At 67.3% G+C, this 17,295-nt stretch carries 11 protein-coding genes; 10 read left to right on the top strand and 1 reads right to left on the bottom strand.

Features of this window, described 5'->3' with window-relative positions:
• Positions 1-9 precede the first annotated feature (9 nt).
• The gene (locus ACU5E9_RS03295) at positions 10-615 is read left to right on the top strand and encodes an ANTAR domain-containing response regulator (protein WP_110127353.1); all 606 of its coding nucleotides are present in this window, start codon (positions 10-12) and stop codon (positions 613-615) included.
• Between the two features lie 112 nt (positions 616-727).
• Here the strand turns inward: ACU5E9_RS03295 and ACU5E9_RS03290 are convergent, their stop codons facing one another.
• The gene (locus ACU5E9_RS03290) at positions 728-1,168 is read right to left on the bottom strand and encodes a PaaI family thioesterase (RefSeq protein WP_456812212.1); all 441 of its coding nucleotides are present in this window, start codon (positions 1,166-1,168) and stop codon (positions 728-730) included.
• Between the two features lie 84 nt (positions 1,169-1,252).
• On the opposite strand from ACU5E9_RS03290, the gene polA reads away from it, so the two are divergent.
• The 9 genes from polA to whiA all read left to right on the top strand — a co-directional run bounded on the left by polA (position 1,253) and on the right by whiA (position 17,140).
• Positions 1,253-3,913, top strand: coding sequence for a DNA polymerase I (polA, locus tag ACU5E9_RS03285; protein WP_456812211.1), 2,661 nt, complete (start codon positions 1,253-1,255; stop codon positions 3,911-3,913).
• Between the two features lie 128 nt (positions 3,914-4,041).
• Entirely contained in the window at positions 4,042-5,718 is a 1,677-nt protein-coding gene (locus tag ACU5E9_RS03280; RefSeq protein ID WP_456812210.1) for a DUF885 domain-containing protein, read from the top strand.
• Positions 5,719-5,863: 145 nt separating this feature from the next.
• Positions 5,864-7,321, top strand: coding sequence for a 30S ribosomal protein S1 (gene rpsA / locus ACU5E9_RS03275; RefSeq protein WP_456812209.1), 1,458 nt, complete (start codon positions 5,864-5,866; stop codon positions 7,319-7,321).
• A gap of 157 nt (positions 7,322-7,478) precedes the next feature.
• Entirely contained in the window at positions 7,479-8,123 is a 645-nt protein-coding gene (coaE, locus tag ACU5E9_RS03270; RefSeq protein WP_456812208.1) for a dephospho-CoA kinase, read from the top strand.
• 9 nt (positions 8,124-8,132) lie between these two features.
• Positions 8,133-10,196, top strand: coding sequence for an excinuclease ABC subunit UvrB (uvrB, locus tag ACU5E9_RS03265; protein WP_456812207.1), 2,064 nt, complete (start codon positions 8,133-8,135; stop codon positions 10,194-10,196).
• 84 nt (positions 10,197-10,280) lie between these two features.
• Positions 10,281-13,151: an excinuclease ABC subunit UvrA gene (uvrA, locus tag ACU5E9_RS03260; protein ID WP_456812206.1), complete on the top strand. Its 2,871-nt coding sequence runs from the start codon at positions 10,281-10,283 to the stop codon at positions 13,149-13,151.
• Positions 13,152-13,164: 13 nt separating this feature from the next.
• The gene (gene uvrC, locus ACU5E9_RS03255) at positions 13,165-15,168 is read left to right on the top strand and encodes an excinuclease ABC subunit UvrC (protein ID WP_456812205.1); all 2,004 of its coding nucleotides are present in this window, start codon (positions 13,165-13,167) and stop codon (positions 15,166-15,168) included.
• Between the two features lie 59 nt (positions 15,169-15,227).
• Positions 15,228-16,103 carry an RNase adapter RapZ gene (gene rapZ / locus ACU5E9_RS03250; protein ID WP_456812204.1) on the top strand — a complete coding sequence of 292 codons (876 nt, stop codon included), beginning with the start codon at positions 15,228-15,230 and terminating at the stop codon, positions 16,101-16,103.
• A 56-nt stretch (positions 16,104-16,159) separates the two neighbouring features.
• Positions 16,160-17,140 (top strand): DNA-binding protein WhiA, encoded by a 981-nt coding sequence (gene whiA, locus ACU5E9_RS03245; protein WP_456812203.1) that lies wholly within the window; start codon positions 16,160-16,162, stop codon positions 17,138-17,140.
• The last annotated feature ends 155 nt before the right edge of the window (positions 17,141-17,295 follow it).

The following is a 17,295-nucleotide window of genomic DNA, read 5'->3' as shown; positions in this document are numbered from 1 at the left end:
CTTTTGGCTGTGACCGACCAAGAGACAACTCCAGCACCCCCCCGCCGCGTCGTCGTAGCGGAGGATGAATCCCTCATCAGGCTCGACATCGTCGAGATCCTCCGAGACAACGGATTCGAGGTCGTCGGCGAAGCCGGCGATGGCGAGACCGCCGTGGCCCTGGCCACCGAGCTCCGCCCGGACCTGGTGATCATGGACGTCAAGATGCCCCACCTCGACGGTATTTCCGCCGCGGAGCGCATCACCAAGGCGCACATCGCCCCGGTCGTGTTGCTCACCGCGTTCAGCCAGAAGGAACTCGTCGAGCGCGCCAGCGAGGCCGGCGCGCTGGCCTACGTGGTGAAGCCGTTCACCCCGAACGACCTGCTGCCCGCGATCGAGATCGCCCTCTCGCGCTACAGCCAGATCATCACCCTCGAGGCCGAGGTCGCTGACCTCGTCGAACGGTTCGAGACCCGCAAGCTCGTCGACCGGGCCAAGGGCCTGCTCAACGAGAAGATGGGCCTGACCGAGCCCGAGGCGTTCCGATGGATCCAGAAGGCGTCCATGGACCGCCGCCTGACCATGCATGACGTCGCCCAGGCGATCATCGAACAGCTGTCGGCCAAGAAGTAAGACGCCCAGGCCGGCCAACACCGCCGTCGAGCAACACCGCCGCCGAGCAACACCGCCGTCACGAAAAAAGCGGGTCCCTCCAGGAGGGGCCCGCTTTTTCGTGCGCTCCCGGTCAGGCGCCGGTCGGTTTGTCCAGGATCAGGTTGGTGATGCGGATGGTCGAGCACCGGCGGCCGCGGTCGTCGGTGACGACGATCTCGTGGGTCGTCAGCGTGCGACCGAGGTGGATCGGAGTGCACACGGCGGTCACCCAGCCGGAGGTGGCCGAGCCGGTGTGGCTGGCGTTGATCTCGATGCCCACCGCAAGCTTGCCCGGACCCGCGTGCAGGTTCGCCGACATCGACCCGAGCGACTCACCCATCACCACGTAGGCGCCGCCGTGCAGCAGCATCGCCGGCTGGGTGTTGCCCTCAACGGGCATCCGCGCCACGGCCCGGTCGAGGCTGAACTCGGTGAACTCGATGCCCATCTTGTCGGCCAGGTCACCGGCACCGCGCGCTTTCGTCCAGGCCAGGAAGTCTTCGTCGTGCTGGGGCCTGTCGTGATCGGTCATTGTCACCCTCGTGCGCTCGGCTCAGCCCCATCCGAATGCGGCTTGTAGGCTGGGACTGTGTCGGAATCCAAGAAGCCTACCCTGATGATCATCGATGGCCACTCGTTGGCGTACCGGGCGTTCCACGCCCTGCCCATCGACAGTTTCCAAACCCATGACGGGCAGCACACCAACGCTATCCACGGGTTCCTGTCGATGCTGCTGAGCCTGCTCCGCACCGAGAATCCGAGCCACATCGCCGTGGCATTCGACATCTCGCGGTTCTCCTTCCGCACCCGCGACTACCCCGAGTACAAGGGCACTCGTGCGGTCACTCCATCGGAGTTCAAGGGCCAGGTCCCGCTGCTCCAGGAGGCGCTCAAGGCCCTGAACATCACGACCCTGACCAAGGACGACTACGAAGCCGACGACATCCTCGCGACCCTGTCGGTGCGCGGCACCAACGAGGGCTACGACGTGTTCGTGGTGTCCGGCGACCGGGACACCATCCAGCTGGTCAACAACACCGTCACCCTGCTCTACCCGGCCAGCCAGGGCGTCTCGGCGCTCACCAGGTACGACCCGGCCAAGGTGCGCGAGAAGTACGGCATCGCGCCCGAACAGTACCCGGACATCGCCGCGCTCGTCGGCGAGACCAGCGACAACCTGATCGGCATCAGCAAGGTCGGCGAGAAGACGGCCGTGAAATGGCTGGAACGCTTCGGCAGCCTCGACGCGATCCTCGAGCACGCCGACGAGATCACCGGAGTCGTCGGAGCCAACCTGCGCGAGCAGAAGGACAACGCCATCCGCAACCGCCGCCTCAACCGGCTGGTGACCGACCTCGACCTGCCCGTCGAGCTCGGCGACCTGGAGCGCGGGCCGATCGACGAGGAGGCCGTGCGTGAGGTCTTCGGCCGGCTGGAGTTCCGCACCCTGCTGGAGAGGGTCATCAAACTCGAAAGCGCCAACGGCAACGGCACCAGCACCGACGGCACGGCCGCACCGGCACCGGTCGTCGAGGTCCCCGCGGCGGCGAAGGCCCCGGTGCAGCGCGAGCTGCTCGACGAGGAGCTCGCCACCTGGCTTGACCGGGTGACCACGGCCGGAACGGCACTGTCGGTCACGGTCGAGGTCCTGAACGGTCTGCCGATCGGCTTCGGCCTTGCCACCGCCACCGAGACCGCAACCGTGGCCTGGCAGCCCGGCCGCGCCGACTACCTGCCGCTCGAGGAGTGGCTCGCCGGCCCGAGCCCCAAGGTGATGCACGACGCCAAGCCGCAGGTGAAGGCCCTGATCCGCGCCGGGCTCACCCTGGACGGGCTCGCCATCGACACCCTGGTCGCCGGCTGGCTGCTGCGCCCGGGCGGCCCGGACAAGACCCTGGCCGACCTCGTCAAGCGTTACCTGGACGAGGTCCTGCCCGTGGCCGACCCGAACCAGCTGGTGCCCGACGAGAGCCTGGCCGGCGGCGTCGCCGTCGACTCCTGGTACACCGTGCGGCTCGCCGCCACCTTGACCGGGCTGCTCGACACCGGCTCGCTCAGCGTGCTGAGCGACCTCGAGATGCCCACCCTGATGACCCTGGCCGGCATGGAACTGGCCGGCGTGGCCGTCAACCACGAAGAACTCGCCGCCCTGTCGACCGAACTCGCCGGCACCGCCGCGGAGCTCGCCGCCGGCGCCTACGCCCAGATCGGCCGGGAGGTGAACCTCGGCTCGCCCAAGCAGCTGCAGGAGGTGCTCTTCGACCAGCTCGGCATGCCGCGCACCCGGGCCAACAAGACCGGGTTCACCACGGATGCCGGCGCCCTCGCCGACCTGCAGGCCAGCAACCCGCACCCGTTCCTCGACCTGCTGCTCAAGCACCGTGACGCGACCAAGCTCCGCCAGATCGTGGAGACCCTCGACAAGGCGATCGACGAGACCGGCCGCATCCACACCACCTATGTGCAGATCGGAACGGCGACCGGCCGGATCTCGTCCAACGACCCCAACCTGCAGAACATCCCGGTGCGCACCCAGGAGGGCCGCCGCATCCGCGCCGCGTTCCACGCCGGGACCGGCAGCGAGAGCCTGCTCACCGCCGACTACTCGCAGATCGAGATGCGCATCATGGCGCACCTGTCCGAGGACGCCGGACTGATCGAGGCGTTCAACGCGGGGGAGGACCTGCACCGGTTCGTGGGCGCCCGGGTGTTCGGGGTCGCCCCGGAGGACGTGACGGGCGAGATGCGCAACAAGGTCAAGGCCATGTCGTACGGCCTGGCCTACGGGCTCAGCGCCTTCGGATTGTCCAAGCAGCTGCGCATCGAGTCCCGCGAGGCCAAGCAGCTCATCACCGACTACTTCGCCCGGTTCGGCGCCGTGCGCGACTACCTGCGGCGCGTCGTGGAGCAGGCGAAGGTGGACGGCCACACGACGACCATCTTCGGCCGCCGCCGGCCGTTCCCCGAGCTGAACAGCCCGAACCGGGTGCTGCGCGACAACGCGGAGCGGGCCGCGCTGAACGCCCCGATCCAGGGCTCGGCCGCCGACCTGATGAAGATCGCCATGAACAACATCGCCGCCGACCTGCGCGATCAGGACCTGGCCAGCCGGATGATGCTGCAGGTGCACGACGAACTGATCTTCGAGGTCGCCCCCGGCGAGTGGGACGCCCTGCGCGCCGTGGTCACGCACCGGATGGAAACAGCCGCTGACCTGCTGGTGCCGTTGGACGTGCAGGTCGGCCGGGGCGCCAATTGGGACGACGCCGCGCACTGATCCGGTCACAGTGCTGGGCAGGTCACAGTGCTGGGCAGGTCACGGTGCTGGGCAGTTCACAGTGCTGGGCAGTTCACAGTGCTGAGCGGTTCACAGCGCTGAGCCGGCCCGTGTCCTAGGCTCTGAGGATGACAATCCACGAACAGCGGACGCCCACCCCCGTCGACCAGATTGCCGAGCAGTGGGTCGACACCCTGGTGGCGCTCGACCCCACCGTCGGAACCTACATCGGCCGCGACGCGGACGGTTCCGGCTTCGCGGACTACTCACCCGACGGCCACGCCCGCTACATCCAGGCGGCCACAGAGACGATCAGCGCCCTGGACAGCACGGCGCCGGCCGACGACATCGACCGGGTCACCGTCACCGACCTGCGCAGCACCCTCGCGCTCGACCTGGAACGCTCCAGTGCCGGACTGCAGCTGCGCGACCTGAACGTCATCGCCTCGCCGGCCCAGGAGATCCGCGAGGTCTTCGACCTGATGCCCACCGGCACCGTCGACGACTGGCAGAACATCTCGGCCCGGCTGAAAGCCGTCCCGGCCGCGATCGACGGCTACATCGAGACGCTGCGGGTGGGTATCGAACGGGGCGTCACGCCCGCCCGCCGCCAGGTGGTCGAGGTGCTCGGGCAGGCCAAGCGCAACGCCGCCAACGACGGTTTCTTCAACCACTTCGTCGCCGAGGCCGCCCTGGAGAACGGGTCGTTGCCGGCCTCCCTGGCCACCGACCTCGGCGCCGGCGCCCGGTCCGCCGCCACCGCCTACGAACGGCTCGCCGCGTTCCTTGCCGACGACCTCGCCCCGCGCGCGACCGAGCAGGACGCCATCGGCCGGGAGCTGTACGCGCTCAGCTCGCGCGGCTTCCTCGGCGCCACGATCGACCTCGACGAGACCTACGAGTGGGGCATCCAGGAGCTCGCCCGCATGGTCGAGGAGCAGGAGAGCGTGGCCAGGCAGATCAAGCCGGGCGCCAGCGTGCTCGAGGCGATTGAGTTCCTCGACACCGACCCGGCCCGCAAGCTGCACGGCACCGACGCGCTGCAGCGTTGGATGCAGGAGACCAGCGACCGGGCCGTCGCCGAACTGGGGGAGACCCAGTTCGACATCCCCGAGGAGATCCGGCGTCTCGAGTGCATGATCGCGCCCACCCAGGAGGGCGGGATCTACTACACCGGACCCACCGACGACTTCTCCCGGCCCGGCCGGATGTGGTGGTCCGTGCCCGTCGGCGTCACCGAATTCGACACCTGGCGCGAACTGACCACCGTGTACCACGAGGGCATTCCGGGCCACCACCTGCAGATCGGCCAGGCGGTGTACAACCGGGCGAAGCTCAACACCTGGCGCCGCCAGCTGGCCGGCACCTCGGGGCACGCCGAAGGCTGGGCGCTCTACGCCGAACGACTGATGGAACAGCTGGGGTACCTCGACGACCCGGCCGACCGGCTCGGCATGCTCGACGGTCAGCGGATGCGTGCCGCCCGTGTGGTGCTGGACATCGGTGTGCACCTGGGCAAGAAGGTGCCGGACGGGTCGCAGACCTGGGACGCGGAGTACGCCTTCGACTTCCTGGCCCGGAACGTGAACATGAACGAGGGCTTCGTCAGGTTCGAGGTCAACCGGTACCTCGGCTGGCCGGGCCAGGCGCCGTCATACAAGGTGGGCCAGCGCATCTGGGAAGAGCTGCGCGACGCCGCGGCCGCCCAGGCGGGCTCGGCGTTCTCGATCAAGGACTTCCACCGCCGCGCCCTCGACCTCGGCGGCGTCGGACTCGACACCCTCCGCTCCGCTCTCCTGCCGTAAACCGGGTTGCCCGGGCCGCCCGGAAACAGCTAAGCTTTACTGTCACGCTTGTGACGAACTAGCCGCTGCCAGTCGCGGATTATCCACATTAATCGCACGTCCATCCCTTCTGGCCCGAATATGTCCATCCTGGAGCAACTACTACATGACAATCGCAACGACCGAACGGGCACCCAAGCAGGTCGCCATCAACGACATCGGATCTGCTGAAGACTTCCTTGCCGCGGTCGAAAAGACTCTGAAATTCTTCAACGACGGAGACCTCATCGAGGGCACCGTTGTGAAGATCGACCGCGACGAGGTCCTCCTCGACGTCGGCTACAAGACCGAGGGTGTCATCCCCTCCCGCGAACTTTCCATCAAGCACGACGTTGACCCTTCCGAGGTTGTCAAGGTCGGCGACCTGGTCGAGGCCCTCGTTCTTCAGAAGGAAGACAAAGAAGGCCGTCTCATCCTGTCGAAGAAGCGCGCTCAGTACGAGCGTGCATGGGGCGACGTTGAGAAGATCAAGGAATCCGACGGCGTTGTCACCGGTTCGGTCATCGAGGTCGTCAAGGGCGGGCTCATCGTCGACATCGGCCTGCGCGGCTTCCTGCCGGCATCGCTCATCGAGCTCCGCCGTGTTCGCGACCTGACCCCGTACCTGGGCCAGGAGATCGAGGCCAAGATCCTCGAACTCGACAAGAACCGCAACAACGTCGTTCTGTCGCGTCGTGCACTGCTCGAGCAGACCCAGTCTGAGAGCCGCACCACGTTCCTCAACAACCTCCAGAAGGGACAGGTCCGCAAGGGCGTCGTCTCGTCGATCGTCAACTTCGGTGCGTTCGTCGACCTGGGTGGCGTTGACGGTCTGGTTCACGTCTCCGAGCTCAGCTGGAAGCACATTGAGCACGCCAGCGAGGTCGTCGAGGTCGGTCAGGAAGTCACCGTCGAGATCCTCGAGGTCGACCTGGACCGCGAGCGCGTCTCCCTGTCGCTCAAGGCCACGCAGGAAGACCCGTGGCAGGTCTTCGCCCGCACCCACGCCATCGGCCAGGTTGCACCGGGTAAGGTCACCAAGCTCGTTCCCTTCGGTGCGTTCGTTCGCGTCGCAGAGGGCATCGAGGGCCTGGTTCACATCTCCGAGCTCTCCGGCAAGCACGTTGAGCTCGCCGAGCAGGTTGTGTCCGTCGGCGACGAGGTCTTCGTCAAGGTCATCGACATCGACCTCGAGCGTCGCCGCATCTCGCTGAGCCTCAAGCAGGCCAACGATGGTGTCGACCCCGAGGGCACCGAGTTCGACCCGGCACTCTACGGAATGCTCACCGAGTACGACGACCAGGGCAACTACAAGTACCCCGAAGGCTTCGACCCGGAGACCAACGAGTGGCGCGAGGGCTTCGAAACCCAGCGCGAGAAGTGGGAGCAGGACTACGCTGCAGCCCAGGCTCGCTGGGAAGCTCACAAGAAGCAGGTTGCTTCCGCGAACGACGAGATCATCGCCCCCGGCGATGTCGCGTCCGCCGCTGGCAACACGTTCTCTTCTGAGACCGCCGGCGCCGGCACGCTTGCCGACGACGAGGCGCTTGCCGCCCTGCGCGAGAAGCTGTCCAGCAGCAACTAGCACCACCCACCCGGCCTTCCGCCGGGACACCACAGGCCGGGCCCCTTCGGGGGTCCGGCCTGTGGCCGTTAACCGCCCGCGAGCCGTGAGCACAACCCCGGGATCCCCGACTTGCAGGGGTCAAGCTCACGCCTCGCGAGGTCCTAGCATGGGGAGCGTGTATCTGATTGGGTTGACCGGCGGGATCGCATCGGGCAAGAGCACTGTGGCGAAGCGATTCGCCGAGCACGGGGCGGTCGTGATCGACGCCGACCACCTGGCCCGCGCCGCCGTCGCACCGGGCACCGATGCGCTTGCTCACATCGCGGACATCTTCGGGCCCGATGTCATCGCCGAGGACGGCAGCCTCAACCGGGCCCGCCTGGGCTCCATCGTGTTCGGCGACCCCGCCGCCCTCAGCGTGCTGAACAACGTCGTGCACCCCGCAGTCCGGGCTCTGTCGAGCGCCGCCATCGCCGCCGCCGAACGGGCCGATCCCGAAGCGATCGTCGTCTACGACGTTCCCCTGCTGGTCGAGGCCTCCGTCGGGCACCCGTTCGACCTCATCGTGGTCGTGCACGCCGACGCCGAAACCCGGGTGCGGCGCATGGTCGAGCTGCGCGGCATGGCCGAAGCGGACGCCCGCAGCCGGATCAACTCCCAGGCCGGCGATGCCGACCGGCTCGCCGTCGCCGACGTGGTGATCGACTCGATGGGTTCCCTGGACGACACCCTCGCCCAGGTGGACCGGTTGTGGGAGGGGCAGCTGAACGAGCACCGTAAGGATGCCCACTCCGACTCCAGTGTCGGTGGCGCTCCTTAGACTGGAAGCATGGAACCCACCCGCGCCGTTCACCCCTTCGAGGTCGTGAGCGAGTACACCCCCAGCGGCGACCAGCCGGCCGCGATCGCCGAGCTCACCGGCCGAATCACCGCCGGCGAGACCGACATCGTGCTGCTCGGCGCCACCGGCACCGGCAAGTCGGCCACCACGGCCTGGCTGATCGAGCAGGTGCAACGCCCCACGCTCGTGCTCGCGCACAACAAGACCCTGGCCGCCCAGCTCGTGAACGAATTCCGCGAGCTGATGCCCAACAACGCCGTCGAGTACTTCGTCTCCTACTACGATTACTACCAGCCGGAGGCGTACGTCCCGCAGACCGACACCTTCATCGAGAAGGACTCCTCGATCAACGAGGAAGTGGAGCGGCTCCGGCACTCCACCACGAACTCGCTGCTCAGCCGGCGGGACGTCATCGTGGTGTCCACGGTGTCCTGCATCTACGGCCTCGGCACTCCGGAAGGCTACCTCGAGGCCATGGTCGCGCTGCAGGTGGGACAGAAGATCGACCGGGACTGGCTGATCCGCCGGTTCGTGGCCATGCAGTACCAGCGCAACGACATCGACTTCTCCCGCGGCCACTTCCGGGTGCGCGGCGACACCATCGAGATTATCCCGATGTACGAAGAACTTGCCATCCGGATCGAGATGTTCGGTGACGAGATCGAGGCTCTGTACAGCCTGCACCCGCTCACCGGTGACGTTGTCAGGAAGCTCGACGCGGTCTCGGTGTTCCCCGGCTCCCACTACGTCGCCAGCACCGACGTCATGCAACGGGCGATGGTGACGATCCAGGAGGAACTGGCCGAGCGGCTGGGCCAGCTGGAGCGCGAGGGCAAGCTGCTCGAAGCGCAACGGCTGCGGATGCGCACCTCCTTCGACCTGGAGATGATGGAGCAGATCGGCTTCTGCTCCGGCATCGAGAACTACTCGCGGCACATCGACGGGCGAAGCGCGGGGGAGCCGGGCCACTGCCTGCTGGACTACTTCCCCGACGACTTCCTCGTCGTCATCGACGAGTCCCACGTGACCGTGCCGCAGATCGGCGCCATGTACGAGGGCGACTCGTCACGCAAGCGCACCCTGGTCGAGCACGGCTTCCGGCTGCCGAGCGCGCTGGACAACCGGCCGTTGAAGTGGAACGAATTCAAGGACCGGGTCGGCCAGACCGTGTACCTGTCGGCCACCCCGGGCAAGTACGAGATGGGCATCGCCGACGGCATCGTCGAGCAGATCATCCGCCCGACCGGGCTAATCGACCCGCAGATCATCGTCAAGCCGTCCGCCGGCCAGATCGACGACCTGCTCGAACAGATCAAGCAGCGTGTCGAGCTCAACGAGCGCGTGCTGGTCACCACGCTTACCAAGAAGATGGCCGAGGAACTCACCGACTTCCTCACCGAGGCCGGCGTGCGGGTGCGCTACCTGCACTCCGACGTCGACACCCTGCGCCGGGTGGAGCTGCTCACCGAGCTGCGACAGGGCCTCTACGACGTGCTGGTGGGCATCAACCTGCTCCGGGAGGGTCTCGACCTGCCCGAGGTGTCCCTCGTCGCCATCCTCGACGCCGACAAGGAGGGTTTCCTCCGCTCCTCCACGTCGCTGATCCAGACCATCGGCCGTGCCGCCCGGAACGTGTCCGGTGAGGTGCACATGTACGCCGACCGGATCACCGACTCAATGGCCAGGGCGATCGACGAGACCGACCGTCGCCGGGAGAAGCAGGTGGAGTACAACACCCTGCACGGCATCGACCCCACCCCGCTGCGGAAGCGGATCGCCGACATCACCGATGCCCTCTCTCGCGAGGAGGCCGACACCGCCGAGCTGCTCGCCGGTCGGGATGCGCGGCGCCGCAGTCCCACGCCGTCGGTGCGCAAGGGCCTCGCGGCCAACGGCGCCAACGACCTCGAATCGATCATCGCCGACCTCAACGCGCAAATGCTCGAGGCCGCCGGTGAACTCAAGTTCGAGCTGGCCGGGCGGCTGCGCGACGAGGTCTCCGAGCTCAAGCGGGAACTGCGGCAGATGGAGAAGGCCGGCCACCTGAACTAGCGCCGTGCCCCCGGCGTTCGCTGTGAGCGACCGTCAGGGGCACGTCGGTGGCACGGGAGTGTCGGTGGCACTGCATAGACTCGAATGGTGTCAATTTCAGAGGTAGAGCACGGCTCTCAACTCAGCGTCCGCGGCGCTCGCGTCCACAATCTTCACAACGTCAACCTCGACATCCCACGCGATTCGCTCGTGGTGTTCACCGGTCTGTCCGGGTCGGGAAAATCGTCGCTCGCCTTCGATACCATCTTCGCCGAGGGCCAGCGGCGTTACGTCGAGTCGCTCTCGGCGTACGCGCGGCAGTTCCTGGGCCAGGTCGACCGGCCCGATGTCGACTTCATCGAGGGCCTGAGCCCCGCGGTGTCGATCGACCAGAAGTCCACCAACCGCAACCCGCGGTCCACGGTGGGCACCATCACCGAGATCTACGACTACATGCGCCTGCTCTGGGCCCGCATCGGCGTGCCGCACTGCGCGATCTGCGGCGAGATCATCCAGTCCCAGACTGTGCAGCAGATCGCCGACCAGCTGATGGAGATGGAGGCCGGTGTCCGGTACCAGATCCTCAGCCCGATCGTGTCGCAGAAAAAGGGCGAATTCGTCGACCTGTTCAAGGAGCTCGCCGCCTCCGGCTACTCCCGCGCCATGGTCGACGGCACCCAGATCCAGCTGAACGAACCGCCCATCCTCAAGAAGCAGGTCAAGCACGACATCTCCGTCGTCGTCGACCGCCTCGTGGCCGGTCCCGACCTGCTCAGCCGCCTCACCGACTCGCTCGAGACCGCGCTGAAGCTCACCGACGGCCTGGTGCAGGTCAACTACGTCGACCTCACCGGTGACGACGCCTGGCAGAACTACTCCGAGAAGCTCTCCTGCCCGAACAACCACCCGGTGCAGCTGACCGAGATCGAACCGCGCACCTTCTCGTTCAACGCGCCGTTCGGTGCCTGCCCGGAGTGCTCGGGCCTCGGCACCCGGATGTCGGTGGACGAGGACCTGCTCCTGGGGGATCCCGACCTCAGCATCGCCGAGGGCGTCGTGCTGCCCTGGACCACCCAGGGCAAGGGCCTGTTCCAGTACTACGAGAAGCTGCTCGACGGCCTCGCCCGCGACCTCAAGTTCAAGCTCACCACCCCGTGGAAGAAGCTCAGCGAAGAGGTGCGGACCGCCGTCATGCGCGGCGACAATTTCGAGGTCAAGGTCAAGTGGAAGAACCGCTACGGCCGGGAGATGAGCTACACCTCCGGCTTCGAGGGCGTGGTGCCCTACATCGAGCGCCAGTTCCTACAGGCCGAGACCGACACCCAGCGGCAGCGCTGGGGCGAATACCTGCGTGAGGTGGACTGCCCCGTCTGCGACGGCACCCGGCTCAAGCCCGAGGTCCTCGCCGTGCTGGTGCACGACAAGAGCATCGCCGACATCTGCCGGCTCAGCCTGACGGATGCGCGCCAGTTCATGGACAAGCTCGACCTCACCGAGCGCGAGAAGACCATCGCCGCCCAGGTGCTGCGCGAAATCAAGGTGCGCCTGGACTTCCTGCTGCAGGTCGGACTGAACTACCTCAGCCTCGCCCGGGCCGCCGGCACGCTCTCCGGTGGTGAGGCTCAGCGCATCCGCCTGGCCACCCAGATCGGCTCCGGGCTCACCGGGGTGCTCTACGTGCTCGACGAGCCGAGCATCGGCCTGCACCAGCGCGACAACCGCCGCCTGATCCAGACCCTCGTTGCCCTCCGCGACCTGGGGAACACCCTGATCGTCGTCGAGCACGACGAGGACACCATCAAGACCGCGGACTGGGTGGTCGACATCGGACCCGGCGCCGGTGTCAACGGTGGTCACGTCGTGCACTCCGGCTCCTACGCCGACCTGCTCACCAACACCAAGTCGCTCACCAGCGACTACCTGTCCGGCCGGAAGTCGATCGCGACGCCGGCGACCCGGCGGCCGCTCGACCCCGAACGGGAGATCACCGTGGTCGGGGCTGAGGCGAACAACCTCAAGAAGGTCACCGTCAAGTTCCCGCTTGGCGTGTTCACCGCCGTCACCGGGGTGAGCGGCTCCGGCAAGTCCTCGCTCGTCAACGACGTGCTCTACCGAGTGCTCGCCAACCGGCTCAACGGCGCCCGCAAGCTGCCCGGCCGGCACACCAAGGTCACCGGCCTCGACCAGCTCGACAAGGTCATCCACGTCGACCAGGCCCCGATCGGACGCACCCCGCGCTCGAACCCGGCCACCTACACCGGCGTGTTCGACAAGATCCGCACCCTGTTCGCCGAGACGATGGAGGCCAAGGCTCGCGGGTACCTGCCCGGCCGTTTCAGCTTCAACGTCAAGGGCGGCCGCTGCGAGGCGTGCTCCGGCGACGGCACCATCAAGATCGAAATGAACTTCCTGCCGGACGTGTACGTGGCCTGCGAGGTCTGCGGGGGAGCGCGGTACAACCGCGACACCCTCACCGTGCACTACAAGGGCAAGAACATCGCCGAGGTGCTCGACATGCCCATCAGCGAGGCGGCCGAATTCTTCGAACCGATCTCGTCCATCCACCGCTTCCTCAAGACCCTCGTCGAGGTGGGCCTGGGCTACGTGCGGTTGGGCCAGAGCGCCACGACCCTGTCCGGGGGTGAGGCCCAGCGGGTCAAGCTCGCCACCGAGCTGCAGCGCCGCTCCAACGGTCGCAGCGTCTACGTGCTCGACGAGCCCACCACCGGCCTGCACTTCGAAGACGTGCGTAAACTCCTTCTGGTGCTCAACAGCCTCGTCGACAAGGGCAACACCGTCATCGTGATCGAGCACAACCTCGACGTGATCAAGTCCGCCGACTGGGTCATCGACCTGGGCCCGGAGGGCGGCTCCGGCGGCGGCAAGGTGCTCGCCACCGGCACCCCGGAGCACGTCGCAGCAGTGAAGAAGAGCCACACCGGAACGTTCCTGAAGGAGGTCCTCGCCGCGGGGTAGGCCGAGGAAGAACATGTCTGATGCGTTGAGCTATCGCCCCAAGCCTGGGGAGATCCCCACCGAACCCGGTGTCTACCGGTTCCGTGATGCCGGGCGACGGGTGCTGTACGTGGGCAAGGCCAAGAACCTCCGGGCTCGGCTGAGCAACTATTTCGCCCCGCTGAGCAGCCTGCACGAGCGAACCCGGCGGATGGTGACCACGGCGACGAGCGTCGAATGGACGACGGTGGGCACCGAGGTTGAGGCGCTCCAATTGGAGTGGACCTGGATCAACGAGTTCGATCCGCCGTTCAACGTGCAGTTCAAGGACGACAAGTCCTACCCGTACCTCGCGGTGACCCTCGCCGACGAGGCCCCGCGGGCGCTGGTCACCCGCACCACCGGCATCAAGGGGGCACGGTATTTCGGCCCGTACCCGAAGGTCTGGGCGGTGCACGAGACCATCGACCTGATGCTCAAGGCCTTCCCGATCCGCACCTGCAACAACGCCAACTACAAACGCGCCATGCAGTCGGGCAAGCCGTGCTTCGCCGGGCAGATCGGCCGCTGTTTCGGGCCGTGCTCCGGCAAGGTCGGCATCGAGGAGCACCGGGCGATCGTCAACGAGTTCGTCAGCTTCATGGGCAGCCAGGACCGCAAGCTCATCAACAGCCTCACGGCCCAGATGAAGGAGGCCGCGCTCACCCAGGACTACGAGACGGCCGCCAGGCGTCGCGACCAGGTGAAGGCGCTGAACGCCGTGCTGGAGAAGAGCGCCGTGGTGCTGCGCGACAACGTGGACATCGACCTGTTCGCGATCGAGCAGGACGAACTCGCCGCGGCCGTTCAGCTGTTCATCGTGCGCGGCGGCCGCATCCGCGGTGTGCGCGGCTGGGTGGTGGACAAGGAACTCGACCTGACGATGAGTGAACTCATCGACTCCATCATGCAGACCGCGTACACCGGCGACGCCGTGCCGCCGCGGGAGATCGTGCTGCCGGAACTCCCGGACGACGCCGAGGCCCTCGAGGGCTGGCTGGGCGAGATCGCGCACCGCAAGGTGCGTCTCGTGGCCGCCCAGCGCGGCGAGAAGGCCGCCCTGCTGACCACCGCCACCCAGAACGCCAAGCAGGCGCTGATGCTCTACAAGACCCGGCGCAGCTCCGACTTCGTGGCCAGGTCGAAGGCACTGGAGGATCTGCAGGAGGCGCTGGGGATGGACTCCGCGCCGTTGCGGATGGAGTGTTACGACGTCTCCCACCTCGGCGGCACGAACATCGTGGCGTCCATGGTGGTCTTCGAGGACGGCCTGCCGCGCAAGGACGAATACCGCCGCTTCGGGGTGCCGGAGTCCACCGATGACACCGACTCCCTCTACCGGGTGCTCACCCGGCGGCTGGCGTACCTGGTCCCGGACGACGCCACCCCGGAGGCGCTGCCCACCGGCGGTGTCATCACGGTGCCCGCCGACCCCGGCGCCGAGCTGCTGGTCGGCGACGGCCAGGACCCGGCCGGCACCGTCACCGTGGAATCCGCCGAGCCCGGCGCGGACGCCACGGCGGATGCCGCTGACACCCCCGAGGTCAGCGCGAAACGGAAGAAGTTCCGGTACCAGCCCAACCTGCTCATCGTGGACGGTGGCCAGCCCCAGGTCGCCGCCGCGGCCCGGGCGTTGCGCGAGTCCGGCGTGGAGGGCATCACCCTCTGCGGCATCGCCAAGCGACTCGAGGAGATCTGGCTGCCGGATTCCGACTACCCCGTCATCCTTCCGCGCAACAGCGACGCCCTGTTCCTCATCCAGCGCATCCGCGACGAGGCGCACCGCTTCGCCATCACGCACCAGCGCGCACGGCGCAAACGTGACATCAACACGATTCTCGGAGAAATCCCCGGCCTCGGCCCGGCACGGATCAAGGTGCTGCTGCAGCACTTCGGCTCGGTGACCCGGTTGCGGGAGGCCTCCGTCGACTCCATCTCCGAAATCCGGGGCATCGGACCGACCCTCGCCGAGGGCATCCATCGGCACCTGCGCGCCTGAACCGTGCCCCCGGTCGATAAGCTGGACATTCACTTGTTTCGACCGAAGGCATATCCAGCATGAGCACGGAGACCGAGAAGCAGGAGATGCTTATCGTTACGGGCATGTCCGGTGCCGGGCGATCCACCGTCGCAAACGCCCTTGAGGACCTCGGCTGGTACGTCGTGGACAACCTGCCGCCGCAGATGCTCCGTCCGCTGGTGGAACTCGTCGGCCGCGCCGGCACCAACCTGCCGAAGATCGCCGCCGTCGTCGACATCCGCGGGCGCGACTTCTTCGGCGACTTCCAGGAGCTCGTGCAGGCCCTCCGCACCGGTACCCAGGTGCGCGTCATCTTCCTCGAGGCGCGCGACGACGTGCTCGTGCGCCGGTTCGAAGCGGTGCGCCGGCCGCACCCGCTGCAGGGCGAAGGCACCATCCTGGACGGCATTTCCGCCGAACGCACCCGCCTGGCCGTGGTGCGCGAATCCTGCGACATCGTCATCGACACCTCAGACCTCAACATCCACCAGCTGGCCACGACCATCACCGAACGGTTCGCCGCGGAGAACGCCGCCGGCCTGCACCTCACCGTGATGAGCTTCGGCTTCAAGTACGGCCTGCCCACCGACGTCGACATGGTCGCCGACGCCCGGTTCCTGCCGAACCCGTTCTGGATCCCCGACCTCCGCCCGCACACCGGCCTCGACCCCGAGGTCAGCGATTACGTCCTCGGTCAGGAGGGGGCCAGGGAGTTCATCGACAGCTACGCGGCCGCCATCGGGCCGGTACTGGCGGGGTACCAGCGGGAGAACAAGCGCCATGCCACCATTGCCATCGGCTGCACGGGCGGCAAGCACCGTTCCGTCGCGATGGCCAGGGAACTGGCCCGGCTGCTCCAAGAATTTCCCGGCGTCGCGGTGAGCCTCAAACACCGCGACCTCGGAAGAGAATAACGACTTAGCCGGCGTCAGCACGACGTCCGGCCGGAACAACAGAATGGATATGACGATTGGCACTCACCATCGACGTCAAAGATGAACTAGCCCGCGTCGAGGTCTCCAAGACCACGGTCCGCGCGGCCGAACTGGCGACGATCCTGCGTTTCTCCGGCGGCCTGCACATGATCTCCGGACGCATCGCCATCGAATCGGAACTGGACACCGCGCTCCTGGCCCGACGGGTGCGGAAGGACCTCGCGGAGCTCTACGGCGTGCGCAGCGACGTGACCGTGATCACGGCCTCCGGGCTCCGCCGCACCAACCACTACCTCGTTCGGGTCCTCGACGGCGGCGAGACCCTCGCCAGGCAGACCGGCCTCCTCGACGCCCGCCGCCGGCCCATCCGCGGCCTGCCGAACCGGCTGACCACGGGTTCGAAGGAAGAAATCGCGGCCGTCTGGCGCGGGGCGTTCCTCGCTGCGGGCTCGCTGACCGACCCGGGCCGCTCCGCCGCCCTCGAGGTCGTCTGCCCCGGCAATGAGGCCGCCATGGCCATCGTCGGCGCTGCCGGCCGCCTCGGCATCGTCGCGAAGGCCAGGGAGGTGCGCGGCGTTCACCGTGTGGTCATCCGCGACGGCGACGCCATCGGCGCCATGCTCGTGCAGATGGGCGCGGCCGAGACCGTCCTGAACTGGGAAGCACTGCGCCAGCGCCGCGAGGTGCGGGCCACCGCCAACCGGCTGGTGAACTTCGACGACGCCAACCTGCGCCGCTCGGCACAGGCGGCGGTCGCTGCCTGCGCCCGGGTCGACCGGGCCATGGAGATCCTCGGCGACGACATCCCCAAGCACCTCCGGTACGCGGGGGAGCTCCGGCTGTCCTTCCGCGACTCCAGCCTCGACGAACTCGGCCACCACGCCGACCCGCCCATGACGAAGGATGCCGTCGCCGGTCGCATCCGCCGGCTGCTCGCCATGGCCGACAAGAAGGCCGTCGACCTCGGCATCCCCGGCACCGACGCCAACCTGCCCGCCGACCTCGACGACGTCTGACTCGCCGCGGCCGGCCCGCTTGACCATGTGCGGACTGGCAACGGGGGATAGAGGGGACTAACGTCCCCCGTTCACCTGACTAGACTAAAAAGGTCACTTACAGTGCAGATGGCCGGAGAAATCTCAGCCGCTGCCACATAAATGAGGAGATACGA

It is taken from the genome of Cryobacterium sp. AP23 (assembly GCF_054075385.1).
This window is presented reverse-complemented; position numbering and strand designations above follow the sequence as displayed.

What these genes read in the sequence shown, in the direction of transcription:
- ACU5E9_RS03290 (WP_456812212.1), bottom strand. Translation starts at nt 1,168, where the DNA reads ATGACCGATCACGACAGGCCCCAGCACGACGAAGACTTCCTGGCCTGG.
- polA (WP_456812211.1), top strand. Translation starts at nt 1,253, where the DNA reads ATGATCATCGATGGCCACTCGTTGGCGTACCGGGCGTTCCACGCCCTG.
- ACU5E9_RS03280 (WP_456812210.1), top strand. Translation starts at nt 4,042, where the DNA reads ATGACAATCCACGAACAGCGGACGCCCACCCCCGTCGACCAGATTGCC.
- rpsA (WP_456812209.1), top strand. Translation starts at nt 5,864, where the DNA reads ATGACAATCGCAACGACCGAACGGGCACCCAAGCAGGTCGCCATCAAC.
- uvrB (WP_456812207.1), top strand. Translation starts at nt 8,133, where the DNA reads ATGGAACCCACCCGCGCCGTTCACCCCTTCGAGGTCGTGAGCGAGTAC.
- uvrA (WP_456812206.1), top strand. Translation starts at nt 10,281, where the DNA reads ATGGTGTCAATTTCAGAGGTAGAGCACGGCTCTCAACTCAGCGTCCGC.
- uvrC (WP_456812205.1), top strand. Translation starts at nt 13,165, where the DNA reads ATGTCTGATGCGTTGAGCTATCGCCCCAAGCCTGGGGAGATCCCCACC.
- rapZ (WP_456812204.1), top strand. Translation starts at nt 15,228, where the DNA reads ATGAGCACGGAGACCGAGAAGCAGGAGATGCTTATCGTTACGGGCATG.